This is a genomic window from Streptomyces melanogenes, assembly GCF_014649795.1.
Lineage (GTDB): Bacteria > Actinomycetota > Actinomycetes > Streptomycetales > Streptomycetaceae > Streptomyces > Streptomyces noboritoensis.
On record NZ_BMTS01000071.1, the window covers coordinates 1 to 2,136 of the forward strand.

The window sequence follows — 2,136 nt, forward strand, 5'->3', positions numbered from 1 at the left end:
CGAACTCCTCGCCAAGGAGAACCGCGCAAATCAGGGCTGAACCGACCTCGGGGGGTTAATTTTCCGAGATCCGTAGGGGGTCAGTTTTGAGGGAGCGTTGACAGTCCGCCCGCCGCTGGACAGCAAGCGGCGGGCGGACACCGCGCGGGAACGCCACAGCTGGACGCGCTGGGAACGGTGGAACCACCAAGACCTCGCCTTCGAAGAAGGCCTCACCGTGGCGCGCGCCTGGGCGCGGTTCCCCGGGCACTTCCTGTCGCCAGCGACCGCAGTGTGGAATGGGCATCCGATCGGGACGTGGGCGAAGAACATACGGGCGGTAGGACGTCAGTGCCTGGACAACCTCGCGCGCGGGGCGGAGGGGCAGAGCGTGTGGCTGGCCGGGCCCATGACCGCGGAGCGCTGGAGAGCGCTGGAGGAGATCGACCCCGGCTGGTGCCCCGTGTGGTCGGTCGGCTGGCAGCGGGCCTTCCGCCTCACCCAGCTTCACCTCCAGACCGGCGGCACCCTCCCCACGACGGCGGGGCAGGTCATGGTCCAGGGCGAAGACCTCGGACGCTGGGCCACCGCCCAACGCACAGCATGGGACAGCCTCCAGCCCGCCCAGCAGTACCTCCTTCACAGCGCCCTCGGCCTCGAACCCCCCGCCGAGGACGAACCCGACGAACCGACCGTCAATGCGGCCACCCGCGACGACAAATGGGCACTCAACCTGCAAGCAGCACGGGCGTTCCATGCCCGCGAAGGACACCTGAACGTACCCAGAAAGCACGTGGAGCCACTGGAGCGACCGAGCGCCGTCGATGCCCGGACGGGCACTGCGGAGCCCGCGGAAGTCAAGCTCGGCATGTTCCTCGACAACACGAGGCGACGCGCAGCGAAACTGACTGAGCAGCGCCGCGCCGACCTCAACCAACTCGGCATGCGCTGGTGAGCTGAACGGCCGCGCCCTGCAGGGTTCCTCTGCCGCCCCGGGCCTTTCGTTCCTTCGTTGCCGGGGCCTGCTGTCGGCGTAGAAGGAAGTGAACGCCGACACCTGCGGCAGGACGACGGTGGTGGCCCGGTCATGCGGGGTGGCTACACGGGCCGACAGGACAACGGCCGTGAGCGGCTCGGCCCCGCCTGGGCGACTGGCTCGCCCAAGCCGACGTATCCCAGGTTAAGACGGTGTCCTATGTGGTGAGGCGGATGAGTCGTTTGTAGCAGCACAGTGCGGCGGCGAGGCCGAGAAAGGCCAGGTAGTTGCGGGGTTGGCGTTCGTAGCGGGGGCTGAGTCTGCGGTAGCCGGAAAGCCACGAGATGGTTCTTTCGATCACCCATCTGCGGCGGCCGAGGCGTTCGCTGGACTCGATGCCTTTGCGGGCGATCCGGACGCCGATGTGTTTGCCCCACAGCCATTTCCGCAGGTGGATGGCATCGTAGGCTTTGTCGGCGTGTAGACGCTGGGGTTTGAAGTAGCGGCCGCGGTGGGGGTCGTGTTGCGTTTGGAGACCCGCCACCATGGGCTTCAGCCCTTCGCAGTCGTGGGTGTTGGCGGCGGAGACACCGACGACCAGGGGCAGTCCGTTCGCGTCCGACAGGACGTGCATCTTGGAACCCGGCTTTGCCCGGTCCACGGGGCTCGGACCTGTGAGTTCACCCCCTTTTTAGCGCGTACGTGGGCGGAGTCGAGGACGACTCGGGAGACATCGACCAAGCCCGCGTCGTCCAGCTGGTGCAGGACCGCTTCGTGCAGCCGGCCCCCACACCCCCGCCCTGGACCAGATGAGAAACCGGCGGTGAGCCGTCGACTTCGACACCCCGAAGCACGGTGGGAGCGACCGCCAGGCACACCCGCTCACCAGCACATAGACGATCGCGGCGAACAGCGTCTCATCAGGCACATTCTGTGTGCCGCCACCCTGCGGCCGCACCCGGCCCTCCGGAATCAACGGCCGCACGATCTCCCACAAACCATCCGGAACAATCCAACTCCACGTACCCCGCCCCATACCTACCTCAACGAGCGATCACCACATAGGACACCGTCTAATACTGCAACGACACTCCGTGATGTCCTCTGCGTTTGTAGTGGCTGATCCGGGCTTGGGCCTGGCTTCTTCTGCGCCATAGCGACCAGGCAATGACGTGCTGGAC

General features: G+C 66.6%; 1 protein-coding gene and 1 pseudogene. One reads left to right on the plus strand and one right to left on the minus strand.

Translation table 11 applies throughout. The annotated features are described in order from the left end of the window. The first annotated feature begins 97 nt into the window (after nt 1–97). Nucleotides 98–934 (plus strand): helicase associated domain-containing protein, encoded by an 837-nt coding sequence (locus IE252_RS42740; RefSeq protein ID WP_229849173.1) that lies wholly within the window; start codon nt 98–100, stop codon nt 932–934. A gap of 238 nt (nt 935–1,172) precedes the next feature. Here the strand turns inward: IE252_RS42740 and IE252_RS42745 are convergent. Next, nucleotides 1,173–1,991, minus strand: a pseudogene (locus tag IE252_RS42745) (IS5 family transposase). Between the last annotated feature and the right edge of the window lie 145 nt (nt 1,992–2,136).